This window comes from Candidatus Magnetominusculus dajiuhuensis (assembly GCF_046044395.1).
GTDB lineage: Bacteria > Nitrospirota > Thermodesulfovibrionia > Thermodesulfovibrionales > Magnetobacteriaceae > Magnetominusculus > Magnetominusculus dajiuhuensis.
In genome coordinates, this window is the sequence record NZ_JBJUSG010000001.1 from 34,050 (window position 1) to 59,964 (window position 25,915).

25 protein-coding genes are annotated in these 25,915 nt (G+C 46.9%); 12 read left to right on the forward strand and 13 right to left on the reverse strand.

The genetic code is table 11. From position 1 onward, the window contains the following. Positions 1 to 3: 3 nt before the first annotated feature. Positions 4 to 1,296 carry a protein kinase domain-containing protein gene (locus AB7D94_RS00170; RefSeq protein ID WP_420263605.1) on the reverse strand — a complete coding sequence of 431 codons (1,293 nt, stop codon included), beginning with the start codon at positions 1,294 to 1,296 and terminating at the stop codon, positions 4 to 6. Positions 1,297 to 1,497: 201 nt separating this feature from the next. On the opposite strand from AB7D94_RS00170, the gene AB7D94_RS00175 reads away from it, so the two are divergent. Then, the gene (locus AB7D94_RS00175) at positions 1,498 to 3,429 is read left to right on the forward strand and encodes a hypothetical protein (RefSeq protein WP_420263606.1); all 1,932 of its coding nucleotides are present in this window, start codon (positions 1,498 to 1,500) and stop codon (positions 3,427 to 3,429) included. A 77-nt stretch (positions 3,430 to 3,506) separates the two neighbouring features. On the opposite strand, the gene AB7D94_RS00180 is transcribed toward AB7D94_RS00175, so the two are convergent. The 3 genes from AB7D94_RS00180 to AB7D94_RS00190 form a co-directional block, all read right to left on the reverse strand. After that, positions 3,507 to 5,981: a S8 family peptidase gene (locus AB7D94_RS00180; RefSeq protein WP_420263607.1), complete on the reverse strand. Its 2,475-nt coding sequence runs from the start codon at positions 5,979 to 5,981 to the stop codon at positions 3,507 to 3,509. Further along, positions 5,981 to 6,952 carry an AAA family ATPase gene (locus AB7D94_RS00185; protein WP_420263608.1) on the reverse strand — a complete coding sequence of 324 codons (972 nt, stop codon included), beginning with the start codon at positions 6,950 to 6,952 and terminating at the stop codon, positions 5,981 to 5,983. Before AB7D94_RS00185 ends, AB7D94_RS00180 begins: the two co-directional genes overlap by 1 nt. 278 nt (positions 6,953 to 7,230) lie before the next feature. Next, positions 7,231 to 7,548, reverse strand: coding sequence for a hypothetical protein (locus AB7D94_RS00190; protein ID WP_420263610.1), 318 nt, complete (start codon positions 7,546 to 7,548; stop codon positions 7,231 to 7,233). A gap of 54 nt (positions 7,549 to 7,602) precedes the next feature. Here AB7D94_RS00190 and AB7D94_RS00195 point away from each other — a divergent pair, with 54 nt between their 5' ends. Continuing rightward, the gene (locus AB7D94_RS00195) at positions 7,603 to 9,732 is read left to right on the forward strand and encodes a tetratricopeptide repeat protein (RefSeq protein WP_420263611.1); all 2,130 of its coding nucleotides are present in this window, start codon (positions 7,603 to 7,605) and stop codon (positions 9,730 to 9,732) included. Between the two features lie 147 nt (positions 9,733 to 9,879). Here AB7D94_RS00195 and AB7D94_RS00200 read toward each other — a convergent pair whose 3' ends face one another. From AB7D94_RS00200 to AB7D94_RS00225, 6 genes are all read right to left on the reverse strand, one after another. Further along, positions 9,880 to 10,374: a type IV pilin protein gene (locus AB7D94_RS00200; protein WP_420263612.1), complete on the reverse strand. Its 495-nt coding sequence runs from the start codon at positions 10,372 to 10,374 to the stop codon at positions 9,880 to 9,882. 151 nt (positions 10,375 to 10,525) lie between these two features. Then, the gene (locus tag AB7D94_RS00205) at positions 10,526 to 12,277 is read right to left on the reverse strand and encodes a tetratricopeptide repeat protein (protein WP_420263613.1); all 1,752 of its coding nucleotides are present in this window, start codon (positions 12,275 to 12,277) and stop codon (positions 10,526 to 10,528) included. 97 nt (positions 12,278 to 12,374) lie between these two features. Beyond that, positions 12,375 to 12,935 (reverse strand): type IV pilin protein, encoded by a 561-nt coding sequence (locus AB7D94_RS00210; protein ID WP_420263614.1) that lies wholly within the window; start codon positions 12,933 to 12,935, stop codon positions 12,375 to 12,377. 1,099 nt (positions 12,936 to 14,034) lie between these two features. Continuing rightward, positions 14,035 to 14,577, reverse strand: a complete 543-nt coding sequence (locus AB7D94_RS00215; RefSeq protein ID WP_420263616.1) for a type IV pilin protein — start codon at positions 14,575 to 14,577, stop codon at positions 14,035 to 14,037. Between the two features lie 33 nt (positions 14,578 to 14,610). Continuing rightward, complete coding sequence (locus AB7D94_RS00220; protein ID WP_420263618.1) at positions 14,611 to 15,165, reverse strand: type II secretion system protein; 555 nt, start codon at positions 15,163 to 15,165, stop codon at positions 14,611 to 14,613. A gap of 60 nt (positions 15,166 to 15,225) precedes the next feature. Continuing rightward, positions 15,226 to 15,786 (reverse strand): type IV pilin protein, encoded by a 561-nt coding sequence (locus AB7D94_RS00225; RefSeq protein WP_420263619.1) that lies wholly within the window; start codon positions 15,784 to 15,786, stop codon positions 15,226 to 15,228. Between the two features lie 322 nt (positions 15,787 to 16,108). Between AB7D94_RS00225 and AB7D94_RS00230 the strand changes: the two genes are divergently transcribed. The 10 genes from AB7D94_RS00230 (at position 16,109) to AB7D94_RS00275 (ending at position 23,090) form a co-directional block, all read left to right on the forward strand. After that, complete coding sequence (locus AB7D94_RS00230) at positions 16,109 to 17,125, forward strand: glycosyltransferase family 9 protein (protein WP_420263620.1); 1,017 nt, start codon at positions 16,109 to 16,111, stop codon at positions 17,123 to 17,125. 35 nt (positions 17,126 to 17,160) lie between these two features. After that, positions 17,161 to 18,336, forward strand: a complete 1,176-nt coding sequence (locus AB7D94_RS00235) for a multiheme c-type cytochrome (RefSeq protein WP_420263622.1) — start codon at positions 17,161 to 17,163, stop codon at positions 18,334 to 18,336. Between the two features lie 72 nt (positions 18,337 to 18,408). Then, positions 18,409 to 18,705 carry a hypothetical protein gene (locus AB7D94_RS00240; RefSeq protein WP_420263623.1) on the forward strand — a complete coding sequence of 99 codons (297 nt, stop codon included), beginning with the start codon at positions 18,409 to 18,411 and terminating at the stop codon, positions 18,703 to 18,705. Between the two features lie 21 nt (positions 18,706 to 18,726). Next, positions 18,727 to 18,999, forward strand: coding sequence for a hypothetical protein (locus AB7D94_RS00245; RefSeq protein ID WP_420263624.1), 273 nt, complete (start codon positions 18,727 to 18,729; stop codon positions 18,997 to 18,999). Between the two features lie 21 nt (positions 19,000 to 19,020). Continuing rightward, on the forward strand, positions 19,021 to 19,191 hold the full coding sequence (locus AB7D94_RS00250; protein WP_420263625.1) for a hypothetical protein: 171 nt from the start codon (positions 19,021 to 19,023) through the stop codon (positions 19,189 to 19,191). A 319-nt stretch (positions 19,192 to 19,510) separates the two neighbouring features. Continuing rightward, positions 19,511 to 19,789, forward strand: coding sequence for an HU family DNA-binding protein (locus AB7D94_RS00255; RefSeq protein WP_420263626.1), 279 nt, complete (start codon positions 19,511 to 19,513; stop codon positions 19,787 to 19,789). A 26-nt stretch (positions 19,790 to 19,815) separates the two neighbouring features. Then, entirely contained in the window at positions 19,816 to 20,571 is a 756-nt protein-coding gene (locus AB7D94_RS00260) for a hypothetical protein (protein ID WP_420263627.1), read from the forward strand. Between the two features lie 6 nt (positions 20,572 to 20,577). Next, positions 20,578 to 21,849, forward strand: coding sequence for a radical SAM protein (locus AB7D94_RS00265; protein WP_420263629.1), 1,272 nt, complete (start codon positions 20,578 to 20,580; stop codon positions 21,847 to 21,849). Positions 21,850 to 21,857: 8 nt separating this feature from the next. After that, a complete protein-coding gene (locus AB7D94_RS00270; protein ID WP_420263630.1) occupies positions 21,858 to 22,628 on the forward strand; it encodes a glycosyltransferase family 2 protein in 771 nt (256 codons plus the stop codon). Positions 22,629 to 22,694: 66 nt separating this feature from the next. Then, positions 22,695 to 23,090 carry a cyclic nucleotide-binding domain-containing protein gene (locus AB7D94_RS00275; protein ID WP_420263631.1) on the forward strand — a complete coding sequence of 132 codons (396 nt, stop codon included), beginning with the start codon at positions 22,695 to 22,697 and terminating at the stop codon, positions 23,088 to 23,090. An 83-nt stretch (positions 23,091 to 23,173) separates the two neighbouring features. On the opposite strand, the gene AB7D94_RS00280 is transcribed toward AB7D94_RS00275, so the two are convergent. From AB7D94_RS00280 to AB7D94_RS00290, 3 genes are read right to left on the reverse strand one after another with little or no spacing between them, the layout of a single operon-like run. After that, positions 23,174 to 24,049, reverse strand: coding sequence for a universal stress protein (locus tag AB7D94_RS00280; protein WP_420263632.1), 876 nt, complete (start codon positions 24,047 to 24,049; stop codon positions 23,174 to 23,176). A gap of 25 nt (positions 24,050 to 24,074) precedes the next feature. Then, entirely contained in the window at positions 24,075 to 24,950 is an 876-nt protein-coding gene (locus AB7D94_RS00285; protein WP_420263633.1) for a TIGR02186 family protein, read from the reverse strand. 21 nt (positions 24,951 to 24,971) lie between these two features. Next, entirely contained in the window at positions 24,972 to 25,889 is a 918-nt protein-coding gene (locus AB7D94_RS00290; RefSeq protein WP_420263634.1) for a sulfite exporter TauE/SafE family protein, read from the reverse strand. Between the last annotated feature and the right edge of the window lie 26 nt (positions 25,890 to 25,915).

Sequence of the window (25,915 nt, forward strand, 5' to 3'; positions counted from 1 at the left end):
TGCCTAAAGGGTACGGTATTTTGCAAGCTCTTCGCTTGTTTTTGATAGCCTGCCGATTAGGGTCCTTAAAAATACCTTATTGAAACGCAACTGGCAGTGGACGGTCATCTTCTCTATGAGTGTGCCGCTTACTTTTATCAGCGCCACGGGGGTCAGCGATACAATATCGGCGGTACGCTGTGTCTTTGCGAGGTATCCCATTTCGCCGAAGCAATCTCCGGCCTTTAAGGCGACAATCGCCTTTTCGCCTTTTTTCACCAGCACATCGCCTGATATTATCACATAAAAGGATTCGTCAATGTCGCCTTCGGTTATTATCTGCTCGCCCACGCCGTACAGTTCCCATGCCCCGGCGCGTATTACCTCGGTGAGTTCGGAGTCGAAGAATCCCTTGAAGAAGTTCAGCTTTTTCATCTGCTCAAACTTTGCCTGTTCCTTTATATCAACCACAGGGCGTTTAAGATTTCTGTAAACCTTGCTGAGGTCGGCGGCAAAGTCCAGCCCACGGGGATAACGGCTTCGCGGGTCTTTTGTCATTGCCTTTTTGACGATTTGCTCCAGCTCCTCCGGGATGTCCCTGTTGTAATGGCACATAGGCGGGGGCGTCTCGTTTACGATTTTAAAGACGAGGCTTGATACGTTTTCGGAGTCAAACGGCACTACATGCGCCAGTAATTCGTACATTACTGAGCCGAGTGAAAACAGGTCTGTCTGGCTGGTAATCTCCTCCTCTTTGACCTGCTCCGGTGACATGTACTTTGGTGAACCGATGATTCCCACGATTTGCGTCACTTCGGCGCTGATTATCTGGGCAATGCTGAAATCCCCTATTTTTACGTCCATATCGGGAGTCAGCATTATGTTGCTTGGCTTTATATCGCGGTGCACAACGCCCATGCTGTGGGCATAGTCGAGGGCCTTGCAGCACTTGAATATTATATCTATGACTTTCTCTATGGGGAAAACTTCCTGTTTCTTATTAAAATCTTTAAGGGTCTTTGCCCCTTTGACGTATTCCATGACGAGATAGCAGTACCTGCCCTCGATACCCGCGTCGTGGACGTGAATAATATTGGGGTGGTCAAGCATTGCGGCGATGCGGGCCTCGTTGAAGAAAAGTCTGCGCCGCCGTGAGGCTGAGTCCTTGTCGTTGTCGCTGTCTGTGTCGGTAATTTTAATGGCCACTTCGCGGTTGATAAACGGGTCATAGCCGCGATACACCACCGCCATGCCACCGCGGCCTAGCTCCTCTTTTATGTCATACTTTCCTACTCGCTGAATGTCAAGTCTATGCACTGTTTTTTTCTCCGCACACACTTTAACATAACAAAGTTTCGGGGGCTTTTACAAGATGCCGCCTGCCGCGCTCCCCATAGTACATGTGGGTTGTCTTGACCTTCGATTTATTTTTGTTGACATCTTATACACTGTTGATTTAATATACATAGTAGAGTAGAGGGTAACGGCAGCAGATTTTAGGATGGAGGTGGAGCAGATATGGGATTTTTCGATTTTTTATCACTTATGAACAAGGACGACCAACCGAATAAATCTGATACGAAGGCAGTTGAGCCACCCCAATTATTCCAACCACATTATTCCTTAAACAAAAGGGAAAGCATCAGATATTTAGTCCACGGCATTCCACGTAATAAGGTTGGAACGATTGTCAATATGAGCAGAGGTGGCTGCATGATTAAAAAGGCTGTACCTGACCAAATTGACTACATGCATATCATACTTCGCTTTGGAATTATGAAAACCACCGCGTTGATAGTTTGGCAGGACGAGGATTTCATGGGTATTCAGTTCCTCGGCGGGCATAATGACTCAGGCTATATTTCAAGACATATGAAGCGCATTAAAGAGGGCAAATTCAGCCCGGTAAAGAGTTTACATGTAGATACGATTATAGCATTTATAGCAAAAGACCCATTCAGCAACATGCTGAATCTGATAGCGGAGATTGAGTCGCCCAATACCAATATAAACAGGTTGAAGTCATTAATCATAAAGGTACCGGAACTCGCGCCAGAGACAGTGGCAAAGGCCGGCATAAATAAAACGGAAGACGAAATTGAGCTACGAGACGTTGACCAGGCCGTTAAGCTGCTTGGCATGGACGCCGTTAAAAAGAATTCATTGGAATTTATAAAACTAAACAGAGAGAAGATAGAATCAGCAGGTCCAAAAAATAGCCTGCATGAATCTCTGAAGACCGTGAAAAAGGTGTTTTTCGATATTCTTGCGCCATATTTTGGATATACACGCGGTACGGGGCTTGTAGATAACCTGGCGGCTATTGAGTATAAGGGGATTGATATAATAATCGCCGATACCGAAGAGACGCCTAAGATAAAGGAGTTCTATAACTCCACCCCGAAGATATACTCCGAGATGACGAGGTTTTGTGAAAGACTCCTTATTGGCAGAGACTTATTAAATATAAACAGAATCAATATAAGGATAAGAAAAACGCTGCTTGAACTTTTCGATGGATATCTGCTTGCACACATGATGTTAAACCCTATATATTCAATTGATTCCTATGTGGAGGTGTCAATAAATAAACTCAACCTGAGTTTTGCCTATATAACTTATTTGACATTCATATCAGCGCAGGCAATTATAGAAAAAGACGCTACCGCGGTAGCGGTTTTTAAGGAACGGCTTCAGGCAACGGGTATGGATTCAAGCACGCTCAACTCATTTGTGTCAATGTGTGTGTCCGAGGTAAACAGAACCCTGGCTGATTTAGGCCGAAGCACAAAATTACAGAGTACTGCTTCAGGGAAAGGATTTAATTTTTCCGATTACATGTCAATAAGAGAGATGCCTCAATATGAAAGGTTTATCAAGCCATTGAAGGAATTAGACATTATAAAAAGAGCGGTTATTGCCTATGAAGACGAGGCATATACGCACTTTATATTAGGCAAAATACTGGCTGCCGAAGATATCGGTCTCAACACAAAGATGTTTTGCGTAATACCCTGCGAGAATCTGTCAACAGATGAAATAATATACGACACGTTTTCATTTTTCGGCATTGTAGTCCTGAAAAATATTGATCAAATAGCAAAACGCCACCAGAAATTGTTTATCAAGCTGTGGAATCACTTTGAAGGTATTCTGATAGTAACCTTCAATAAATACAGCATGTACGATTTTCATTGCGCGGAATTATACACGTTATTAAAAGAAAGCATAATTGACTTTCCCTCGTATTTCGACAGCGAAAGGATATACGATAAAATGCTTGAACACACCGCGGCGTATATAAGTCCATACGTCGAAGGACAACTAAACATCCCGAAATATAAGACAGAGAAATACTCAATGAACACAATCAGAGGTTGTGAACTACTAAACACAGACCCGGTTATTGAAGAGGAAAAAGAAGACGAAGATAACCCATTAGTTGGATAAAACTAAGGAAAAAGAGGATGACTGCCGCGATGGCAACCACACTATTGAACATCAGGATTGAATGTTGAGTTGAGATTTCATCGCCGGAGTAGATGATTGACAATAATTTCTACTGGAACTGATAATCTAACTTGAGTTTCAACGGGAGTGTAAATATCGATATCAATTTCTGGCGTATAGATAGATACAATTAAAGCATAGCGAGTTTTTTTGTTCCATCGCTTAAGATTATGTCTTTCTCTCCACCATCCTACCGATGGATATATCCCGATAATATTGGAATTTGCAAGCTCGGCTGCTTGTCCTTGCCAGATGTCAGAGTGGATAGACCCTACATTTCGCGCATCACCTATTAGCCACTCAGGACCTTCAGTCCCGGGATGTTCTCCGTCATCGCGGGCCTGAATATTGATGCGCCGTACAAACTCACCCTCAGATTCTCCTGGCCCGTTGACTGCAAATCTGAGCGCATGAGAAGCGTATCTGTATCGGTTATCCCAACCAACTTCTCCCGGCCCTGGCTCTATGAAGTAAGAAAGCGTGACTCTCATGGTCACCTTCGTTTCCCCAAGGTTCGATAATTCATCTGAAGGCCACGGAAGTTTGTAAAGATGCATTTCATTGGTTTTATAATGGCTGCCGTCTTTATAGAATGGCTGCAACTGCGCTTGCGAAATTAATGTAAGAGAATTTGACGAACAGTATAAGGCGCGGTTGAGATTTGGCACGCCGTATCCGCAGATTCGAAGTAATTTCGCAAAATCTGTTTTGTTAGGCGATTGAGATTTTATGAATTGAGTCTTCATCGTCTTAGTCCATTCTGCAGTATGAACAATCAAGGCACGTATAGTTTCAGGCCAAGCATCTGGGTATTGGGTCTGAATTTGAGCTGCCATCCATGCGGCTTGGGCAGATGCGGCACTTGTTCCATTAAAAGATGCAAATTGGGCAACCTGAGGGTTGTAATACGTTGAGAGCAACTGCAGGTCATCTACATCAACAATAGAATCATTAGGGCCGCTGGCCACATTCCCGCCTTCAAAGACAACCTCAGGTTTTATTGGCCACTTACGCCAAGGCCATGATAACGACGTCGTGCTGAAAGGAGAAAGGCCGCCATGTGGGGCAATAGGGTAATATGATTTCCATGTATGGTCAGTGATTGCCGTTTTTTCAGAATAAGCGCCAACAGTCAAAGCATTCCATGCCTGACCAGGGTCGTGTACCTCGTCAGTCTGGTTCGCGTTTGGATAGTTTCGCCAATTCGAGTTATCAACATTTCCCGCACAAACCACTATTAAACGTCTGGTATCATCTTCATATCCAGAAGCTAACGCGTCCACCTCGGCTGACCATGATGAAGGTTTTCCACTGTCACGGCTGTCAGTGGATGTAACCGCCATACACATGATTCGCTTACGCTGTGGTGATTGAATCTCCGCACGGCTTAAACCTTGAGCAGTCATGTATCCCCAAAGATCTCTCAGATTTTCACTATCAGGCGGCAGGATTTTTGCGGACTCCAAGCGATGGTTAATCTGCACACGGCTTTTATTATTAAGAACAGCCAGCAAATCTCCATAGGCTGCCGTCCCCGCCATTAAAGTACCGTGCCCTTTGTGGTCATGTACACCCCATTCTGGTTTAACCGTATGAAGATCAGCGTCATCCAAGACTGGCTTGATTAGCAGGTGCCCATTGTTTACGCCAGTGTCGAGGATGCAAATGGCTACATCCGTATCATCGTTGAAGCTGGTTCTGCTTAGAAGTTCTCTTACTTGCTCTACCTGCTCATGATTTTCCATTTCAATATAAAAAGTGGCTATTTCCTTGGCTGCACGCAACTCAGCAATGTCATCTGAGACCTCAATCAATTTTTCCAATTGGGTTTGATTTGCCATGATAAGCTCAACCGTTCTTTCTGGAAACCTCAATACATGGTCAGCTCTATCAATATTTAATTGATTCAGCAGGGAAGTAAATCGCGCAAAAACTTCATCCTGATCACTACTGAGCCAGACTTCCACCCACTCAGAATCTTTACCAGGAAGGAGCTTAATGTCATCCAACCAGAATGACTTGAGTACGGAAGCACGAATATCTGATATGCTGTTGATTAATTTATTGTTTTTTGGTTTACCATTCTTTTCTTCCATTGCATACTTTGTGATCTTATTTAAGAAATGACGACGCTTGTTAAGAGGAACATACACGGTGGCTAATGTTTGCTCTTGCTGATCATCGCCAGTTCTTTTTCGAATATTTAAAAGACGGATACGCGATCTTATGTCTTCCAGGCTTTGCGTCATTAGGTCAAAGCCAGGCTCACTGACAAATTCAATGTAAACAGCGTGACGTTCAGCCTGAATAACTGATTGCCGTGATCCGGCCTCTGTCCATGCCGTCTCAAACCGTTGTTTTAGGTAATCACTATGACTGAATCGGTCACGGGCAGGAATGCGAGGTTCAGAACCATGTCCTGTTCGATGCGTAAACCCTTGCTTGTGAGTTGGCCCGGACAGAAAAATATGCTTGTATTGCTCTTCAGGCACTATGGCGCTCTCCTGCCAAAACAAGCATTTCTACGTTCGTTTAACATCTGCCCTAACAGTGATGCCTCCACTTTTTGTTTGTCAGACAGGATTGCCTGCTTTATGGCATCGCGGCAAGACTGATCGATTTCAGCATGACTTAATCCATCGCTTTCTTTCAATATGGTCTTCCATGTAAATTTTGAAGCCATAAACGCCCCAAGCACATTTTGAATCAAACTTTTACACTCTTCAGTAGTAGGTTGTTCATAATACAGCACATCATCAAAACGCCGAAATAGCGCACGATCCAATAGCTTTGGACTATTAGTGACCGCAATAATGACGCTATCAGAGATGTCCTGCTCAATAAATTGTAAAAATGAATTCAGTACGCGCCGCATCTCACCCACATCGTTGTCCAACGACCTTTCCCCTCCGATTGCATCAAACTCATCGAAGAGGTAAAGCCCTGTCTCTTTCTGTATCAGATCAAATATCTGGCGTAGTTTAGCACTGGTTTCACCCATAAATTTTGTGACCAGCCGATCCACCTGGATAGTGTACATAGTCAGACGGAGTTCGCGGGCTAATACCCTTGAGGTCATTGTCTTACCGGTTCCTGGTGGTCCTATGAGCATGATTTTCCGGCGATTTGTCAAACCGTGGGTTTTTAGTTTTTGCTGTTGCCGGTATTCATGAATTATACGCTCGACACGGTTTCTTATGGCTGTTGGAATAACTAAAGCCGAGATAGGAATGTCCGGCTCCTCAGATAGCACCAGCCCTCGCATATCTTGTGGAAATTTGAGGATTACGGCTCCCTTAGGTTGGCGGGCCTTGTCCACCATTTCCCGTATATCATGGGCCAATGCGCCATGTCCCTGCCCTGCCTCGTGCGCCGCCATCTGGAGCGCCACGGTAATAAACCGTTCAGGGTCGCTGCTTAGATGCGACCGAATCAGAGATTTAATTTGTTCTGCTGTTGCCATATCACGTATCATCCTGCCTCACTAACATTGTAAAACAATCATACAAATTTTAAAAAGCTATAATCATCACCGTAGATCAAATACATGGCATTACTGCGGCGAGCCTTTGTCAACTGTGACACAACCTCGTCTGATATATGCGGGAGTCTATGTTAAGCAAATGGATAGTGTTGTCGGATAGTTTGAATGTGATGCGAACGTCACGAGTTACGAAACATGAATATGAACCTTTTAATAGTTCGCCAAGTTTTTTTAGAAATGGTTTATCAGCTTCAAGATTAAGCATCCTCAGAAACCGACTCAAGAACAGCCTTTATTAATTCATTGGAATTATTAAAGACATACCTCTCAGGATTGGCCTCGGCGGCAATACACTCCCCGATAAAGGCCTTATGCTTGCGCTCCTTCTCAGCAAGAAAAGATGTAAACTCAGCTATCTCTTTAACGCGCTCAGGGGAAAGCTCCGGTAACGTCGCGGTAATCCGCTCAATATCGGGGTTTGTAACAGCAACCACAGGGGCACCTCTGTTATAGTTTCGCTCATAGTGGTAGTATAGCATAATACGCCGGTTTAAACACTCAGCAACTCCCGCCACATAATCTTCCCTTGTTTGACATTTAACGTCCCATGCGATACAATCTTATTTAGAATGTCATCAACACATAGATTTAAAAGTCTCACCCCGGATGCCGCTGCCGCATTTGTCTATGTGGCCGCGTTTTTGGCTTATGTGCTTGTTGCCCTTTGCCTTCAGCCCATCATAAACGGCGATACCGACTTGTGGTATCACCTTAACGGCGGCAGATATATTGCCGCACACGGTGAGATTGCCAATAGTTCATTCTTTTCCTTCATTGACCCCCCGCGCCATAGGGCCAACTACTACTGGCTTTTTCAACTGCTCAGCTATAAGGTTTACCTCCTGCTGGGATATGGCGGGCTTATCGTGCTGCGCTCTGCGCTGTTCATATTTATCACTGCCATTGTCTGGGCGCTGTTTCGATGCCGCATTGGCGGGGTTACGCCGTTTTTTGCCATGCTGCTTACCCTTTATGTCATGCTGCTTATGCCGCGGCTACTCCTCAGTAGACCTCATGTCTTTAGCTATCTCTTTATGGCGGCCTTTGTGTATGTCTATGAAGTCAGGCCCGGCAGGTCTTATCTCCTCCCCGTCATCGCCCTTTTGTGGGTGAATCTCCACGGCATCCAATACCCCGTGATGCTCTTAATCTCAGGCGCTTATATGGCAGAGGTCTACGTAAGTCGCCTGAAAAGAAAAACTCCATTTACCAAAGAAGAACTTATCGTGATAGTATCGTCGGCGGCCTGTATAGGGACGGTATATCTGACCCCCAACGGGGGCACCTTGCTGAACGTGCCATTTACTGACACGCGTTACGCCTCCTTGTATATTAACGAACTGAGGACTCTGACCACCGGAGAGTTTTTTAATTTCAGCATAAACAAGGATGGGATTTCCTACTCATCGCTTTTCAACGTAACCGTTGTTTTAACAATCATCTGTGGCACCGCCTCCCTGATGTATAAAAAACTCAGACTTAGCCATATCATTATACTCATCGGCGCAGTAATCCTCTTAACAAAGGGCGCTCGCTTCAGGACAGAGTTTGCGCTCCTTGTCATGCCGCTTATCGTCAGCAGCCTGCCGCTTATTTATAATAACGCAAGGGCAAGGTCAGAAGGTATTCCCCCGCCTTTACCATATTGGCGAACTGTCGCCACAGCAGTGCTGCTTCCCCTGCCATTTATGTTTGTCCACACCACGCTGAAGGACTCACCTGTGCGGGCGCGGGAGTTTCCCCATGGCGTGGTCTCATTTCTTAATCATGTCAAACATACACCCGGCACACTCATGAACCATCCCAACTCCGGCGGCTATCTCCAGTGGGAACTCTACCCGCGATATAAAATTGCTATGGACATGGAGGTACCTTTTTTGTTTACTGACTTCGATTTTTATAACCTCATCATGAGCTATCAGGACGAGGTGGTCTTCAGGAAATTCATTGCCAAATACCGGCCAACCTTTATAACCGTACCCATGCAGTACGCCGCGTTTAAGGGAATAATCGCGAAATTCCCGGAATATAAACCCGTCTTCTTCGACGACGCCGAGGTCTTATATTCAAAAATCCCCCAAGTAATAAATTTATATTCCATACAGAACGTTGACCCGTTTACACCGGCGATACCCACGAAGGAAAACGCAGCGGCGGTACTTGGGGAGTTGAATAAAATCGCCTCAATAGACCCGGAAATTGATACCGTAAACCAGTTAATCGCCCATATAAAAATTACCGATGGCAGATACGATGAGGCAGGGCAGTACGCCGAAAGGCTGATTAAGTCATCGCCTGAGCTGCCGACCGGATATTATTTGAAGGGAGATTCTCTCATAGGCAAGTTTGACTACGCCGCGGCGGCCAGATCATTCACAATGGCCATAGGGCGCGCGCCAGACGGCAAAAAGTCCTCCATATACAGGAAACTATGGGAGTGCAGTTTTAAAATGGGGCATGACAATGAAGCCTATAAGGCGCTGTCAAAGGCGGTTGATGTCTTCTCGCCCCAGACGCCCTATTCAGACTTGTACGCGCTGGGGCTTCTTGCCCTCAAAGATGGTGACGGCGAAAGGGCGCACACGCTCTTTAGTGCCGCTTACGAGAAACTTCCACCCGCTGACGACATAAGCAATCGGGACAACGCCTCACTGGCGGAGTGGGAGCGAAAAATCAGAGAAATGCTCTCTGCGTATTAACACCAAGAGCCTGCCATCCAGCCTTCAGCCGGAGTTCTGGAAGCCGCCAACGGGCGGCAGATGGAAATCAATAGATAAAATATTGGCAAAAATACGGGGTGAAGGGGGGGTTCCCCCCCCTTCGTCGTTAATCCTTAAGGCCGTGCCCTAAAAACCGCACTTGTTGTTGTTATTGTCAATCTTAATCTCACCACTGGCGCAGCTTGCCCCGGCGGATACGGTATTAGGTGCCAGATTTGCCCCAATGTTATATGTTGTCCGGTTGGTGTTTACCTCTATTCTGTAAGTAAAGAGCAGCCCGCTGGTATTACCAGGCTTCCACGCTGGCAGAAACGACAGTATAGAGGCGGCACCTGTTATCGCCTGGTCTGTAAGGGTCGAACATGGCGCGTAATAGCAGCCGTTTTCATTGTAATACTGCTCCATGAGAACCCTCAGCGACTGGATGTTTTGGGCGGCCTCTGTCCTCTGGGCCTTTACCCTTTGTCCCAGAAACAAGGGGATTGCGATGGCCGAGAGAATCCCTATTATTACCAACGTTATAATCAGCTCAACCAACGTAAATCCCCTCTGTCCGCGTAACTGGCTTGACCGGTCAGCCGCGCTCATCGCACTCACCGTGGCCATTATACCTTTGTTCATCTAATCCTCCTCGTTGTGTCTGTCCTGGTTTCATTGGCGCGTCAAGATTGCACCGGCAAGGCCGGAGACTATACTCCCTAAGTCGTTACACATATTCTAACAAAAAAACACAGATTTTTTCTTTAGCCGTGACGCCATCCTGAACAATTTCTCAGCGGCGTAAATACTTTCCAGCCTCTTTTTGCATCTTCGCGGCAACCAAAAGTGAAGCGGCCTGCTGCCCAAGTTTGCCGGCGGGGTCGGCGTCAACGACCTCATAAAAAAAATCCACCGCCTTATCGTAATCTTTTAGCTCAAAGTAACAAAGCCCCAGATTAAACTTTGTCTGCGAAAGGTAGGAGGCAAGCTCAATGGCCTTGTTGAAATAGGAAATGGCCGTCTGAAGCGCCTCGGTTTTTCCTTGTTCATCCACACCCGGCGCCCCCGACATCTGCATATAAACATAGCCGAGATTGTTATAGGCGGCAGTGCAGCCGGGGTCATTATTAATGGCCATCATGAGATAGCCCATAGCCTTTTTATAGTCTTTTTTAGCAATCTCTATGTTTGACAAGGCGTTAAATACGAGGGCGGCCTGTTCGCCGGATTTATTGGGAACCTCAAGCGCGGCAAACAATTCCCTTTCGCCGCCTGCGAAGTCCAGTTCCTGCAGCAGGGCTATCCCGTAGTTCGTGTGGGCAACAACAGAGGATGGGGATTTCTTAACCGTGTCCCCCCAAAGAGTCAGGTCAGACCGCCACACCCCCGTCCGCTCATAAATCAGTACAAAATACCCGGTAGATATCAGTATAAACACGCTGATTAAAACCCTCCTGTTTAATACGTTCGCAAGCAGGCCCACGCCCAGTATAGAAAACCCCACAGAGGGCAAGTACAGATAGCGCTCACCCAACGGCGCGGCTACCTGCGAAAATATGATTGAAAGAGATGGGAGCATCGTAAGGACAATCCACAATATTAAAAATGACATGACAGAGCCACACCTGATAAAACAAAAAATGGATGCGCCAACGGCCGCACAAAACAGCCACACATAACCGCTGCCCTCGGGAATCGCCGGAAGGAGATTGAGATTCAGAGGCAGCAGCAGCTTTTCTATATAATATCCGCTTCCATAGACAAGGTCGTAGAGAAAATTTATCATCGAAATCAGCGGCGATAGATATGCCCCCTGCGTGCCAGGCCTCTTAATGACATCGCTTAGGCCGCTGCCCTGTCTCATCACAAAATATACTACGACAACCGCCAACAATATGCCGGCAGACAACACAAGCCGCCTCCACGGCATCTTCGTAAGAAGCCCATAGGCCACCACAACGGCAATCAGGGTAATCCCGTTTTCTTTGGAGAACATCGAAAACAGATAAAACACGGCACATATCACAATGCCCCTCGGATTGTCCTCCCAACGATAGATGAGAAAACCTAAAAACGCAAGGAGAAAAAAGAACGTCGCCAGTAAATCTGTCCTGCCCGAAATCCACGCAATGGCCTCGGAATGCACTGGATGCAAGGCAAAGGCCAGCCCCGCCAAAAACGCGGGCAGCATATCGCCGTTGTCCTTTGCTATAAGACGCCCGGCCACGACAAAGACTAAAACAGAGTTGGCCGCGTGTATAATGAGATTATGCAGGTGATAACCCATCGGGGACATCCGCCACAACCCCCAGTCCAGAGACAATGACAGGCGGAGAAATGGCCGGTAATAGAGGCTTTTGCCAAAGAAATAGCCGTAAAACGAGTTTGAATCAACAAGTACGGGATTCGTTACCATGTGCATATCATCCCATACAAATCCATTTGACAGCGCGGCTATCGCACCGAAAAAGGCGGCTGAAACGATGGACAAAATGAAAAAAGCGTTAACCGCTGACCGCCCCTTTAATAATCCCGATATTGTCATATTATACCCCGCACAAACATCCACCTATAATAAATAAAAAGGCTGGGGAAAGGACAGCCCCTTTCCCCCGCCAAAATGAGACAGATACCTGTCAGAATTAACGGCTTGTGACAAGTTGGCTGAGCATAGGTGAAGTAGAGTTTGAGGCATAAGCCAAAAGGTTTATCGCGCGGCTTCCGTTTGGACTTAAGAGAACCTGGCCGTCTGTCGGTGCAGTCGTTACAAACAATGGCAGACCATTAAACGCGCTCTTGTCTCCCTTGAACGTGTGATGGGAGATAAAGTGGTCAACAATCGTCGTGATACCGCCTGGATAAGCCGTGTATGTGCCGGTGCTGGCCTGGTTGAAAACGGACAGACAAGAGGCTCCGGTTGCGGTTGCGCCATTGGATTCGTAGCAGCCCTGCGTGCCTGTTGCGTCAGTAATTATTATGTACGGGTCCCCTGCTATATAGGAGTCAAGATAACCCTGTAAGTCCGCTACCGCGCCCTTAGCGCCTGACTCAGTTGCCCTCACCTTCGCCTTTTCCCTCTGTCCCAGAAACGCCGGTACCGCGATAGCAGTCAATATACCGATAATCGCGATAACAATCAGCAGTTCAATTAATGTAAAACCTCTTTCATCTCTTGCCTTCATCTCTGAAATTATTTTGTACATTGGGTATCCCTCCTAATACTCTGCGCTTGGTTGCTATATCACGGTTAAAAACCGCTTGATTGCATCTGCCGGTTATATTTGCATATTTCATACCACCGACTACCAATTAAAACATATGGCTTATTTTCATTATACATGCCGACGACTTAGACACAGTAACTCTGAAAAAGGTTTAGTCTCGTTTTGGCATTTTTTTTAAAAAATTTTAAGTCACCGCATAACACCATATTCGGGGATATTTAGGAACCTTCACGGCTGCGTAGGTGGAGATATTATAGGTGATGGCTCACGAGCGAACACGGACATATTTTGTCAGTACGTGACAAATTTCGACAGTGGAGATTACTCCTCATACCAAAATGCGTTCATAGAAGTAAGATGATGTCCACAACAATCGAATCATCCTGAGCCTGTCGAAGGATGTGCCTTTTATTTAGCACATCCCCACAAATGCGGAATCCTTCGACAAGCTCAGGATGATTCAATTAGAGGATTATTTTATAAGAATGATTGTTACTCATTTGGCTGCAACTTGGTATAGTCCGTCATTCCGGCTTGCAGACTGTGTCATAATTATGTGGAATAATTCGTATTGCATTATCGATAATTATTATCGAAAAGTTATTCCAAGTTGCAGACAAATGAGTTAATTAGAAAACTGTGTGATGATATTTTTCAATAAATTACATTATTCATCGGAGTTTCCATTGATTATTATGTTGTTCCATGCTTAAAATAACTGGATTCCTGCTTTCGCAGGAATGACAGACCAAAGAATATGCAATCTTTGACCTACTTTTGTTATTAGAAAAAAGTCATAGGTCGAAATGCCAATACAGTGATAGGCATATAACCATATGTTTTATATGTTTCGACTTTTTTTGTAAAAAATAATTATGACACAGTCTGTTGTCCGGAATCTTATTTGGCTTGAGGATGTAGTGGAGAGACCGATTCCGGACAAGCCGGAATGACGACAAGGCAAGCCTGGTAGAGACAATTTATTTGTTGTAGAGACAATTTTTTTGTCGCGGAGTGAGAATTTATTCATATGGTAGCAACTTCGTATCAGTCCAGTTGCTCTGGCCTTGCCCTGTAATTATCGGGCAGTTACGATTTGGCTGAAGACTGGCGTGGAGTTCATGGCGTAAGCCACGACAACAATAGACTTGCTATCAGACGGGCTCAAGAGTACCTGGCCAAAGCCGTCTGGCCCATGAGAAGTAACGAACAATGAACGGCCTCTAAACGCGTCCTTGTCCCCCTTATACTTGCTATTGTTCACAAAGTGGGAGATAACAGTGGACATGCCAGCCGGGTATGCCGGATACGTGGCCGTGCTGGGTTGATTGAAAATGGACAAACAAGAGATACCCGTTGTGGTCGCATTAGACGCCTCAACACAACTTTGCGTACCCAACGCATCACTAATCATAATATAGGGGTCACCGGCCATATAAGCGTCAAGATAAACCTGCAAGTCGGCAACCGCGGCCTTCGCGCTTGTCTGTGTTGTCCTCGCCTTTGATTTGTCCATATGCCCAAGATACGCCGGCAACGCAATAGCTGACAACAAACTCACGACCGCAATGACAACCATGAGTTCAACTAACGTAAAACCTCTTACATCTTTTGCCCACATAGCTTAAATCCGCATACCTCTGTTCTTTATAACTTATCGCACTGTTACCAATTGACTGAATATTGTTGATGTATGGTTTGTGGCGTAGGCAAGGATAGTGACAGACCGGCTGTCAGTCGGGGTTAAGAGAACCTGACCGTCGTTTACAGAGGCCGTCACAAACAGCGGCAAACCGTTAAACGCGCTAAAGTCTCCTTTAAACGTATGGTGCGAGATGAAATGGGCGATAATGGTGGTTATGCCGCCAGGATATACGGCATATGTGCCCACGCTGGCTTGACTGAAAACAGATGCGCAAGTCTTATCAAGCCCGATTGCGTTATTGGCCTCAAAGCATCCCTGCGTCCCCGTGGCATCAGTTATTATTACATAGGGTTCACCAGCTACGTAGCTATCAAGATATCCTTGTAAATCAGCAACCGCAGCCCTTGCGCCTGATTCAGTTGACCTGACCTTTGCCTTTTCCCTCTGCCCCAGAAACGCCGGTACCGCGATAGCAGTCAATATGCCGATAATCGCGATAACAACCAGTAGCTCAATCAGGGTAAAACCCTTTACATCTCTTGCCTGCATCCATTTATACATCATTATATTCTCCTCAAAAAAAACGGGAGGGAGATTGCCCCCTCCCGCGCTGGTCTATGGCAATTACCGTGACGTTACTAATTGGCTGAGCATAGGTGAAGTCGAGTTTGAGGCATAAGCCAAAAGGTTTATCGCACGGCTTCCGTTTGGACTTAAAAGAACCTGGCCGTCTGTCGGGGCAGTTGTGACAAACAGAGGCAGACCGTTAAACGCGCTCTTGTCTCCCTTGAACGTGTGATGAGAGATAAAGTGTGCAACTACAGTTGTGATACCGCCGGGGTATGCTGTGTATGTGCCGGTGCTGGCCTGGTTAAAAATGGACAGGCAAGATGCGCCGGTTGCGGTTGCGCCATTGGATTCGTAGCAGCCCTGCGTGCCTGTTGCGTCAGTGATTATTATGTATGGGTCTCCGGCTATATACGAATCAAGATAGCCCTGTAAGTCTGCGACCGCGCCCTTAGCGCCTGATTCAGTTGCCCTTACCTTTGCCTTTTCTCTCTGTCCCAGAAAGGCCGGTACCGCGATAGCAGTCAATATGCCGATAATCGCGATAACAATCAGGAGCTCGATCAATGTAAAACCTCTTTCATCTCTTGCTTTCATTCCCGAAATTACTTTGTACATTTGGATGTACCTCCCTAAAATACATTCTGAGCGATTAAAAACCGCCGATGTCTTGCCTCACAACACAACCTTAACTTTACAGCATTATACGTTATAGTACAATCAGATGTCAAACGTGCCGTCTTCTGTCAAACATGCCGACTTCTGCCACACGTGCCGACCTGCTACAGTGTAGCAAATACTATGCCCACCCATAATCCGCGCAAAATCCTCTATATGCCGTAAAACTTCTGATTCACACTGACATAATGTGTCACTTGTGACATATTTCAGCACTTTTAGAGGCAGCCGTTATATGCTGTAATCTGCTATACTACCGACGATGGCACCATATAAGAAAATCCTTATCGTAAAACCCAGCTCGCTTGGAGACGTGGTACATAGCCTGCCTGTGCTTAGCGCCCTTCATAAGGCGTATCCCGGCGCATCCATACACTGGGTCATAGCATCGGGGTTTGAGGGGCTGCTTGATGGACATCCGATGATAGAAAGGCTCCGGGTAATAAATAAGGACAGATGGAAGCGCCCCTCGGCACTTAAAGACACGCTTAAAGAGATAGCTGCGCTTGCCACCTCGCTAAAGAGCGAACGCTACGACCTCGTCTTAGACCTTCAGGGGCTGTTGAGAAGCGGCCTGATAACTGGCCTAAGCCGATGTCAAACCCGCGTGGGGTTTAAGGAGGCCAGAGAGGGCAGTACCGTGTTTTACACGCACACAGTCGAAGGGGGGCGTGGCGTACACGCGGTTGACCGGTATATGAAAATTGCCGGATTTGCGGGGGCACCCACCGATGAGATAGAATTTCCGCTGCTCTGTGAGGATATAAAGGAGGACTGGGCGCGTGGGCTGAAAAAGGGGCAGTATATTGTCATGGCCCCTGGGGCCGCCTGGGTTACAAAGCGCTGGGCAGCGAGAAACTTCGGGCGGCTTGCCGCTAAGTTTTCCATCCCGGCGGTGGTTGTCGGTGGGGGCGGGGATTATTCTTTGGGCGAGGAAGTCGTGGGGCATGCGGGGGGAATGGCCATCAACGCCACCGGTAAAACGACGCTGAAGGGCCTCGCATCATTAATCAGAGATGCGCGCTTCATGGTCACCAACGACACCGGCCCGATGCATATCGCCGCAGCCCTGGGCGTTGTCGTGTTTGCCATATTTGGCCCGACCGACCCCCAAAGAACCGGTCCGTACGGCACCGGACACACCGTCATAGGGCGTGATATTGCGTGTCGGGCGTGTTTCAGGAAAAAATGTTCCAATGTCAGATGCCTGAGGGATTTACCTTTTCAGCATGTTTATGACATAATAGCCGACCAGAGGGTAAGTTCCGGCGTTATTTAGGCCTGGGGGCAGGCTGCGGGTTGTTTGGAGGCGAATTGTTTATAAGATATATCATGGTGTTTATGCTGGCGGCGGTGGCCGTGTCCCCCGCGATACTTGCGGCACACGACTTCCCGGAAGGGGCGGTGCCGTATGAGAAGTCAAGGCGGTGTTCCGCATGCCACCCTGCGGTGTATAAGGAGTGGGCGGGTTCGCTTCATTCCCAATCGTCCGTTCACAAAGACGCCGCGCACAGAGCGATGTACGGGGCGTTTCTTGATGATATGAAAAGTGAGGGGAAAGAGGGCAGCTATCACTGCGCGACGTGCCACACGCCGATGGCGGACAATGTCAAAGAACTCGTTGACGGGACGGCCAAACCGAATGAGAACTTATGGAGGGAGGACGAGGGCGTTGGATGCGCGTTTTGCCACCGCGTTGACACAGTAGTAGAGGGGAAAGACAGAAACACATTTACAATCAATAAAGATGGCGCGTACATCTCATCGAATCCGGTTGAGAAGGCACCTCACGGCGTTGGTGTGAGCCAGCTTTTTGCCAGCGGTGAAATCTGTATGGGCTGCCACAGCCACCTGGAGAATCAGGACAGCGTTGCAATATGTTCAATGAAAGAGGAAGGCCAGGGCAATTGTATCGCCTGCCATATGGAGAGAAAGGAAGGGCCGCCCTCAACTGAATCAGCAAAGGAGACCCACGCCTCACACGAAATGGCGGGTGGCCACAGCCTCGTGATGCTGTGCAGGGCTGTCAGTGTCAACGTAAAAATCAACAAAACAGACAATAGCACAACCGTTGACGTAGAAATCACAAACAAGACATCTCACGATTTCCCTTCGACAATGCCGATGCGCATGGCGTTTTTAAAGGTGGCGGCTTTCGACGCCGACAAGAAGGCCGTATTCAGAAATTATCAGGTAAACCCTATGGAGGACAGGAAGGCCGTATTTATGAAGGCCTTCAGAGGTGGAGGCGATGTGGGCGTACCGGCATGGAAGGCGCAAGAGGTTGCATTAGACACAAGGCTGAAGAGCGCCGAGACGCGCAAATTTTCTTATCCAATCCCAAACGACGGCGTTAAATCAGTCTCGGTGGAGATAATCTACCGCCTTTTCCCATCTCAGGCGTTAGAAAAATACCGTGCCCTGAAAGATGCCGACGATAAGTCCATTGATACAAACTTTACGTTGTATAAGAAGGATTTTCCTTTTTAAAATAACCATCTTCTAAAATGGCCGTGCCATGATAAGATGGCTAATAACACTAAGACAGGAGGGTTGGACAAAATGACAATCGGGTTTTTGATAACAAGAGACGGTTATAAAGACGACATAATCGGCCTGACAAAGGCAGCCGTCAAAAAAGGGTTAAACGTTATCCTTTTTATGATGGACGACGGCACGAGACATTCTCAGGACAAGGATATCGTGGCGCTGATGGGTTTAAACGGCGTGACGATGAGCCTCTGCGACCATAGCGCGAAGCTTAGGAACGTCATCGAGATCCCTGAGGGATGCGCGGCTGGAAGCCAGTACCAGAACTCTGTTATGAATCAGGACGCCGACAAGGTAATCTTAATATAACACAAAGCTAAGGAGAACTATATGCCGAAAAAGATAGCAGTGCTGGTAAGAGACAGACAGGGCGAGGCCCTCAGAATGAGCGTTGGCATAACCGTTATGGACGACATCATAGACGTATTCATTCTGGACAAGAAAATAGAGCCTGGCGAGGAAAACGACATGAACCTCGACATGATAAAGGAGATGGAATTGTCGTTGTGTACGAATGTCAGGGATTACGAGGGAATAGAGTACTGTTCCACCGAGGCAATCGCCAAAAAACTCCTCGACTACGACAACATCCTTGCCTACTAGGGAAATCAAAAAGGAGGTAACATGACAAAAGTCCTATTCTTACTGAAGCAGGAACCGGACAAAACCGCTAAGACCATCATAGATGTACAAAAGACACTGGCCGATGTGACGGTCATTGATATGAGAACCGATAAAGACTACGACAAGATAATCGGTGAGGTCGTCGCAAGCGATAAAATCATTACGTGGTAATATAAATCAGGACTGGGGGTGTGAAACTGCGCCCCCTCTTACCCATGACCACTTAAACTGCATTTAGCCTGTTCCCGGATGCTGTACCTCGGATATAGGAGATTTGAGCTTAGGACGAAAATATTTCTTGCATTTTATTATTATTTATAGTATGATTACCACGAAATGCGCCACCCGTATATAAGGACAACGGCACTGATTGGGCTGGGTTTGTGCGGCGCGGTGGTGGGGTGAAGGCTGTTTAGCTTACTAGACCTAAATTTATTAGGCCTAAACTTATTAGGTTATACGTCAGATTAACTTCGGGAGGTAGGGCTATATGAGTAAAGTGGAACTGATAGAGAAGGTGGCAAAGGATGCAAACTTGTCAAAAGCAGATGCCGGCAGGGCACTTGACGCGGCTATTGCGGCCATCATTGACACATTGAAACACGGACAGAAACTGACCCTCGTAGGGTTCGGTACGTTTTCAGTTTCGTTGAGAAAGGCAAGAGATGGCCGTAACCCCAGAACAGGCGACGTAATTAAGATACCTGCGGCCAGTGTTCCTAAGTTTGTCCCCGGCCTGGCGTTTAAAGAAGCGGTAAATAAAAAATAGTCTATCTAAGTGTGAGACCATAATTGGTGAACTGTAGGCTTGTTTTTGTGTGTTTGGTGCTTGCGTTGTCGGTACACGGCGTAGCTTTCGCTGCGGACGAGGCTGCCCCACCAGACAGTGTGGCCTCAGTGGTTAAGCCGGGCAGCCGCAGCACGCTGGAGACATACCTGTTCAAATCGGGTGGGTTTATCGCGGATAAGCTGCAGGTTTACGGAAAGGTTGTGGCGGCACCGGCACCAGGCTCTGACCGCATCCTCTTTGGCAAAAATGACTATGTCTATGTGGATATCAGCCAGGATTACGCAGACCAGTACTCAGATTACTTCATCGTCGAGATAGGTGATAAGGTCAAACATCCAAAGACCGGTAAAAACATGGGGAAGCTAATAACGATTATTGGGCAACTGAGATTAATAGGCCAGGAAGCCGGTTATAAAAAGGCGCTCATCACCGATTCAACCAGAGAGATAGTCCTCAAGCAGCCGATTATCCCCTCTTATGTCTTCCAGCGTCCAGAGGATAGCGAGACCGTCAAGCCAGGCATCAACGGTTTGATAATGAAAGTTATGCCGTTGCATTTACTAGGTGCCCAGTACCAAATCCTCTACGTAGATAAAGGGACTGACGACGGCCTGAGGTCCGGCGATATGTTCACGGTCATGTCAACCACAAAACCCATATCGCCTATTGGAAAGATAAAAATACTCTCCACACAGAAAAATACCGCAACAGCGTATGTCATCGAATCCAAGACATCTATTTTCGTAGGCGATACCTTTTAGTTAGAAATGCCAGATGATCAGGACAAATATGATCTGTCGTTTTTTGATATAACTGGCAACTGCAACCTAAGATGCCCGTTTTGTATAAACGACTGGTCAACGATAAGCGGCAACGTACCAGTTAGCGAGAAGACGTTTGGCAAGATATTGACGCTCCTGCCGCTTTTAAATAGTTTTTACCTGTCCTGTTATTTTGAACCGACAATTCATCCTGATTTCAGCTCAATAATTAAAATGATACCCGATGAGCATAGGAAAAAGGTCTTGTTTACGACAAATTTATCAAGAAAACTCTCAGACGATGTAGTAGAAGGGTTGACCAACAGCGGCTTTAACTATATAAATGTATCATTGGATTCTCTGAATCCCCAGGTATTTGAGAGCCTGCGCAAGGGGGCGCGGTTTGATGTGTTCTATGACAACCTCAGATGCCTGACAGATGCCTTTTCCGCAAATCCCAACGCCCCCCCACTCAGATATATAACCATTTTGACCAGGCACAATGTTGATGAAATACCAAAGTTGATAGAGGACTGCGCGACTAATTATCTTTCCACGATGAATGAACTAAGGACTTTTGTCCCGATGCCGCACATCAACAAGGACTGGATAAAAGACAATGAAATAACAGAAGACAGGCGCAACACCCTGTGGGAGACCCTGTACGAATTTCCTCATAAGTGGATGTATGTGGATTACGGCAAAAAATCTGAATACGACGAATTTTTTGATTCATTGGAAGACCCTAAGAAGAAAAAGATTTACTTCCTGCCACCGTTTACAGGACTGCGAATCTCCTCGGAAGGAATAGTTGAACTCACTCACATGGGCATCGAATCAAAGTATGACATAAACAAGATGGACGACCCATATGGCGTGTTTAAGGAGATACTGGCCCTCCACCACCTTGACGTGGAAAGGGCGGGGGAGATAAAAAATCTTCACGGTGAGAAACTGAGCATCATAAAAGAAAAAGATAGTGTAATAGACAATATAACGTCCGAAAAAAATGCCGCAATCAAGGAAAGGGATGATTCCATCTGCAATCTGACGAACGAAAGAAACGCCCTTACCGAAGAAAAACACACGCTGACTGCCGAAAAAGACGGCCTTACAGACGAACTTGCCACAGTCAAGGCGACATATTTCTATATGCTTTCGCAAAAGGACATGGTCGGCGTATGGAGAAAATTCAGGCACTCGGCTGGAAAACTCCTTTTTAAGAATAACCCGGAACTAAAAAATCATATAAAGAAGACCTTAAGAATCGGCAAGTGAGACCACCCGTGCGAGTTTCCTTCATTATCCCGAACTGGAACCACAAACAGCTCCTTGATGAGTGTATCACATCTATAAAGGCATTAACAGGGGATTTTGAAAAGGAGATAATAGTTATAGACAATGCCTCAGAAGACGGCAGCGCCGCGTTTGTAAAAGACGCACATCCCGACGTGATTTTACATCGCGGCCAGAGCAATGTTGGTTACGCAAAGGCGACCAATATGGGGGTGTCGCTGTCGGGCGGACAGATGATTTTTCTGTTAAACAATGACGTAAGACTCTTTCCGGACTGCCTGCAAAGACTGTATGACTGCATGGAAGACAACCCGCGTGCCGGGGCGGCTGCCCCGCTTTTGTACTATCCAGACGGCAGATTTCAGATCTCATGCCGACGTTTCCCTTCGCCTGCGGCATTGGTTTTGGAGCAATTTGGCGTGTTCAGGCTCGGTAGGTTCAGGAAATGGAAGCTGACGCAAGAGGAACACCACCGCTCAGGTGAAGTGCCCCAGCCCATGGCCTCAGCTCTCCTTATAAAAAGGGAGTGCTGGGATGAGGTCGGTGCGTTGGATGAGGACTTTCCTATCTTTTTTAACGATGTTGACTGGTGTTACCGGCTGTACAAGGATACAAAGTTTACGATTGCCCTCTGCCATGGTGCAAAGGCAATTCACCACGAAGGCGTCTCGGTAAACCGTCTTGGATTCAGGAAGAAGATAAACTTTTACAGGGGACTTTTCAGTTTTTACAAAAAACACTACCTCATAAGACAGAATTAGTGGAAAGAAAGGCCAGCATTTGGTTATAATCCATTAACAGGTTTTTTTTACTAATGGGAGGCGGCAATGAAAAAGATAGCGGTAACCGAGACATATGAAGACGGGCAGGCAATCATAAAAGAAGGTACGCACGGCGAAGGCACCTATGTGATAATGTCCGGGCAGGTGGCTATAAAGGTAAAAATTGACAACGTGGTCATAACGATAACAGAGTTAGAAAAAGGGGACATCTTCGGGCACATGAGTTTAATTGACAGGCAGCCGCGTTCGGCCTCCGCTGTGGCTGTGGGACAGGTGAAGGTGGGGCTTTTCGACAAGGACTATCTCGACTCCGAAATAAACCAGACCTCCGAGGATTTTCGAATAATCCTCAGGGCACTGGTTGACAGACTAAGAAATACGACTACTAAATATACCAATCTCTGCATTAAACATTATAAGCTGACGGGGTCAATAGAATAAAAGGATTAACGACGAAGGGGGGGTAACCCCCCCTTCACCCCGTAAATCTTGCCACGTTACTCTGGCTAAAGGCTGCGTCGCTGTCAATTCATACTTTTTTTAACGACCAACACTGCACACATGCTAAGGGCTATCACCCTTTCCGCAACGCTGCCCATGAAGACACTAGCAAGCCCTGTGCTGCCATAGTTGCCCATGATAATAATATCGGCCCCCATCTCTAAGGAGGCATTGACCAATGTCTTATACGGCTGCCCTACAAGCGGAAATGTCTCTACTTTTACCCCTTTGGCCTTGGCCTTGGCTTCTATTTTGCTCAAGATGTCTGTTGCCTGGCTTAACTTGCCCCTATCGGTGACTACCGATACCGCTGATAGTGTCTTTACGGTCGGACAGCGGCTTGCCATATCTATGGCCTCGTCCACCGCCCCTTCACTTTGTTGGGAGCCGTCTGAGGCTAGCAGCAATGTCTCCCCCCTGAGCTGCGTATCCCTGGGGACTACAAGCACCTTTGACGAGGTGCTGGCTATTACTTTTGCCGTTACGCTGCCCATGATGAATTTCTTTAAGCCCGTCATGCCCCGCCGTCCCATGATGATGATATCGGTCTTTTGGCTTTCCGCCTCCTCTATTATTGCCTCATATACCCGCTCGGCACGCTTTATCATCGTCGTGCATTCCACGTTATTCATGGCGGCCTCTTCTCTTACCGCCTCAAGCTCCTCCCCGGCCAATTTAATCATATCAGCCGAGTAATCAAACCCCATGCTCTCATAGGCAGGATTTATTTCAAGTACCCTTATGAGCCTCAACGAGGTGTTACACTCGCGGGAAAACGCTATTGCCTCTCTCACCGCGCCCTTGCTGAAGGCCGACCCGTCTGTTGCCAGCAGGATTGACCTGGCCTCTCCCATCATCTTCGCCTTGTATCTTTCTTTGATGTCTATGTTGTCCAGCATATTGCTCTCCTCTGTGGGTTAAAGGTTATCGTTCCTTTGATTGGTCTGTCTCTTCAAGCACGGATATCGTATAAACCTGGCCGTTGACCGCGTTAATAATGCTCCTGGGCGCCATAATGGCCGCAAGCAGCATTCTTTTGGCAATCCCTATTACCGGGGTTACCATGTATCCGGTTATGAGGGCAATTATTATGGCAAGCACCCCATAGACCCCGCCATGGTTCATAGCTATATCCGATATTTCACGCACTACCCCGACAGGTTCAATCAGAACATCGTCAGACACCGTTTGCACTACCGAGCGGTTTTTAACCGCGTAAACAGCCACCTCATAGCGGCCAATCGGCACCTGGTAGGGCATTTTCACAGTCAACCAAAAGGAGTTATTTCCATCTTTCAACGGCATAAGAATAACCTTATTGCCAACTTTATTGTCAGGGGCCGAATATAGTTTACCGGTCTCCTTCACCTTTATGAATTCCCTGAAGAGCGCATCCTTATCGCTGGTGCCACTGATTCCAACACTGTTCTGGAGCGCTTCGTACCCAAGCGAATACCTATTTCTTTCGGCCACCGGTAAAATGCCGTCTATGTCAGCAGAGCTATACAACATGTAGACGCTGTTGACTTTTGCCACATCAACTTTGTCCTTATTCATCCAAAACAGGTGGAAGAATTTCTCTTTGACCATAAACGATTCATTCTCAAGGGGAGAGGTGATTTTCACTATCACGTCCTCGCCGCTTGCAACAGTGCCGGTTATCTTTAAGGCATTACCCTTGTAGAAGGCAGTTATGGGAATCATTTTTTTATCCAAACTAAGGGTAAGAGCCGCATTGGCGTGATTTACACTTAGCAGTAAAACAAGGACAGGTAACAGTGTTTTTAGTAGTTTACCCATTATGATTTTCCTCCACATTAATTATTTCCCTCCAAATGAATATGCCAGAAGCAAGGACGGCTTCGACATAAGTTCAAACAGTATTTTAACGCCTACTGATAGTATTAACAACGCAAGGAGTACCTTAAGCTGCTCAGTGTTGAGTTTTTCACTGAACATAGTGCCTATGTAGGCCCCTACGCTTGACCCTGTCAGCATAACCAGGGCTAACACGAAGTCAACCGTATGGTTTGTGTAGGACTGAAGAAAGGTTACCTCAATTACGGTAAAGAGTATCTGAAATACACTCGTTCCGATTATCACCCTCATTGGCATCTTCAGGATGTAAAGCATAATGGGAACCATGATAAACCCACCGCCCACGCCCATTATGGCAGCCAGTACACCCACTAATATCCCGATAAGCACAGGTAAAATTGCCGAATGCCGCACTCCAGACTTCGCAAACTCCATTTGAAAGGGAAGGCTCCCCATCAGCCTGGAACAGGCGGACTGCCGCACGCTGCCCTCATGGCCTTTATCGGGGCTTTTTTTCTTTAAACTCTCACCAAGCATAATTCCGCCAACTGTGAACGGCAAAAGTACATAGGTAAGTTTAATGACGAAATCAATATTCCCCATCGCGTTTAAAACCTTGACCACCTGAACCCCAAGCCCGCCACCCAGAAAGCTGCCCGCCAGCAGGTATAACCCCATTTTCATATCAACATTTCCAAGCTTCCAGTGGGTCAGAGTTGCCGAGGTTGAAGCCGCTACCATCTGATTTGCTCCACTTGCCGCCGCCACCGTCGGTGGTATCCCGAACATCATAAGCACGGGGGTAATAAGAAACCCGCCGCCTACGCCAAAAAGCCCCGAGAGCAACCCGATACCTGTCCCTATAGAGAGCATTATCATCAGATTTATCGAGGTGTGCGCTACCGGTAAATATATGTTCATCCTTAATTGCCTCCTTTAGTAGTGAA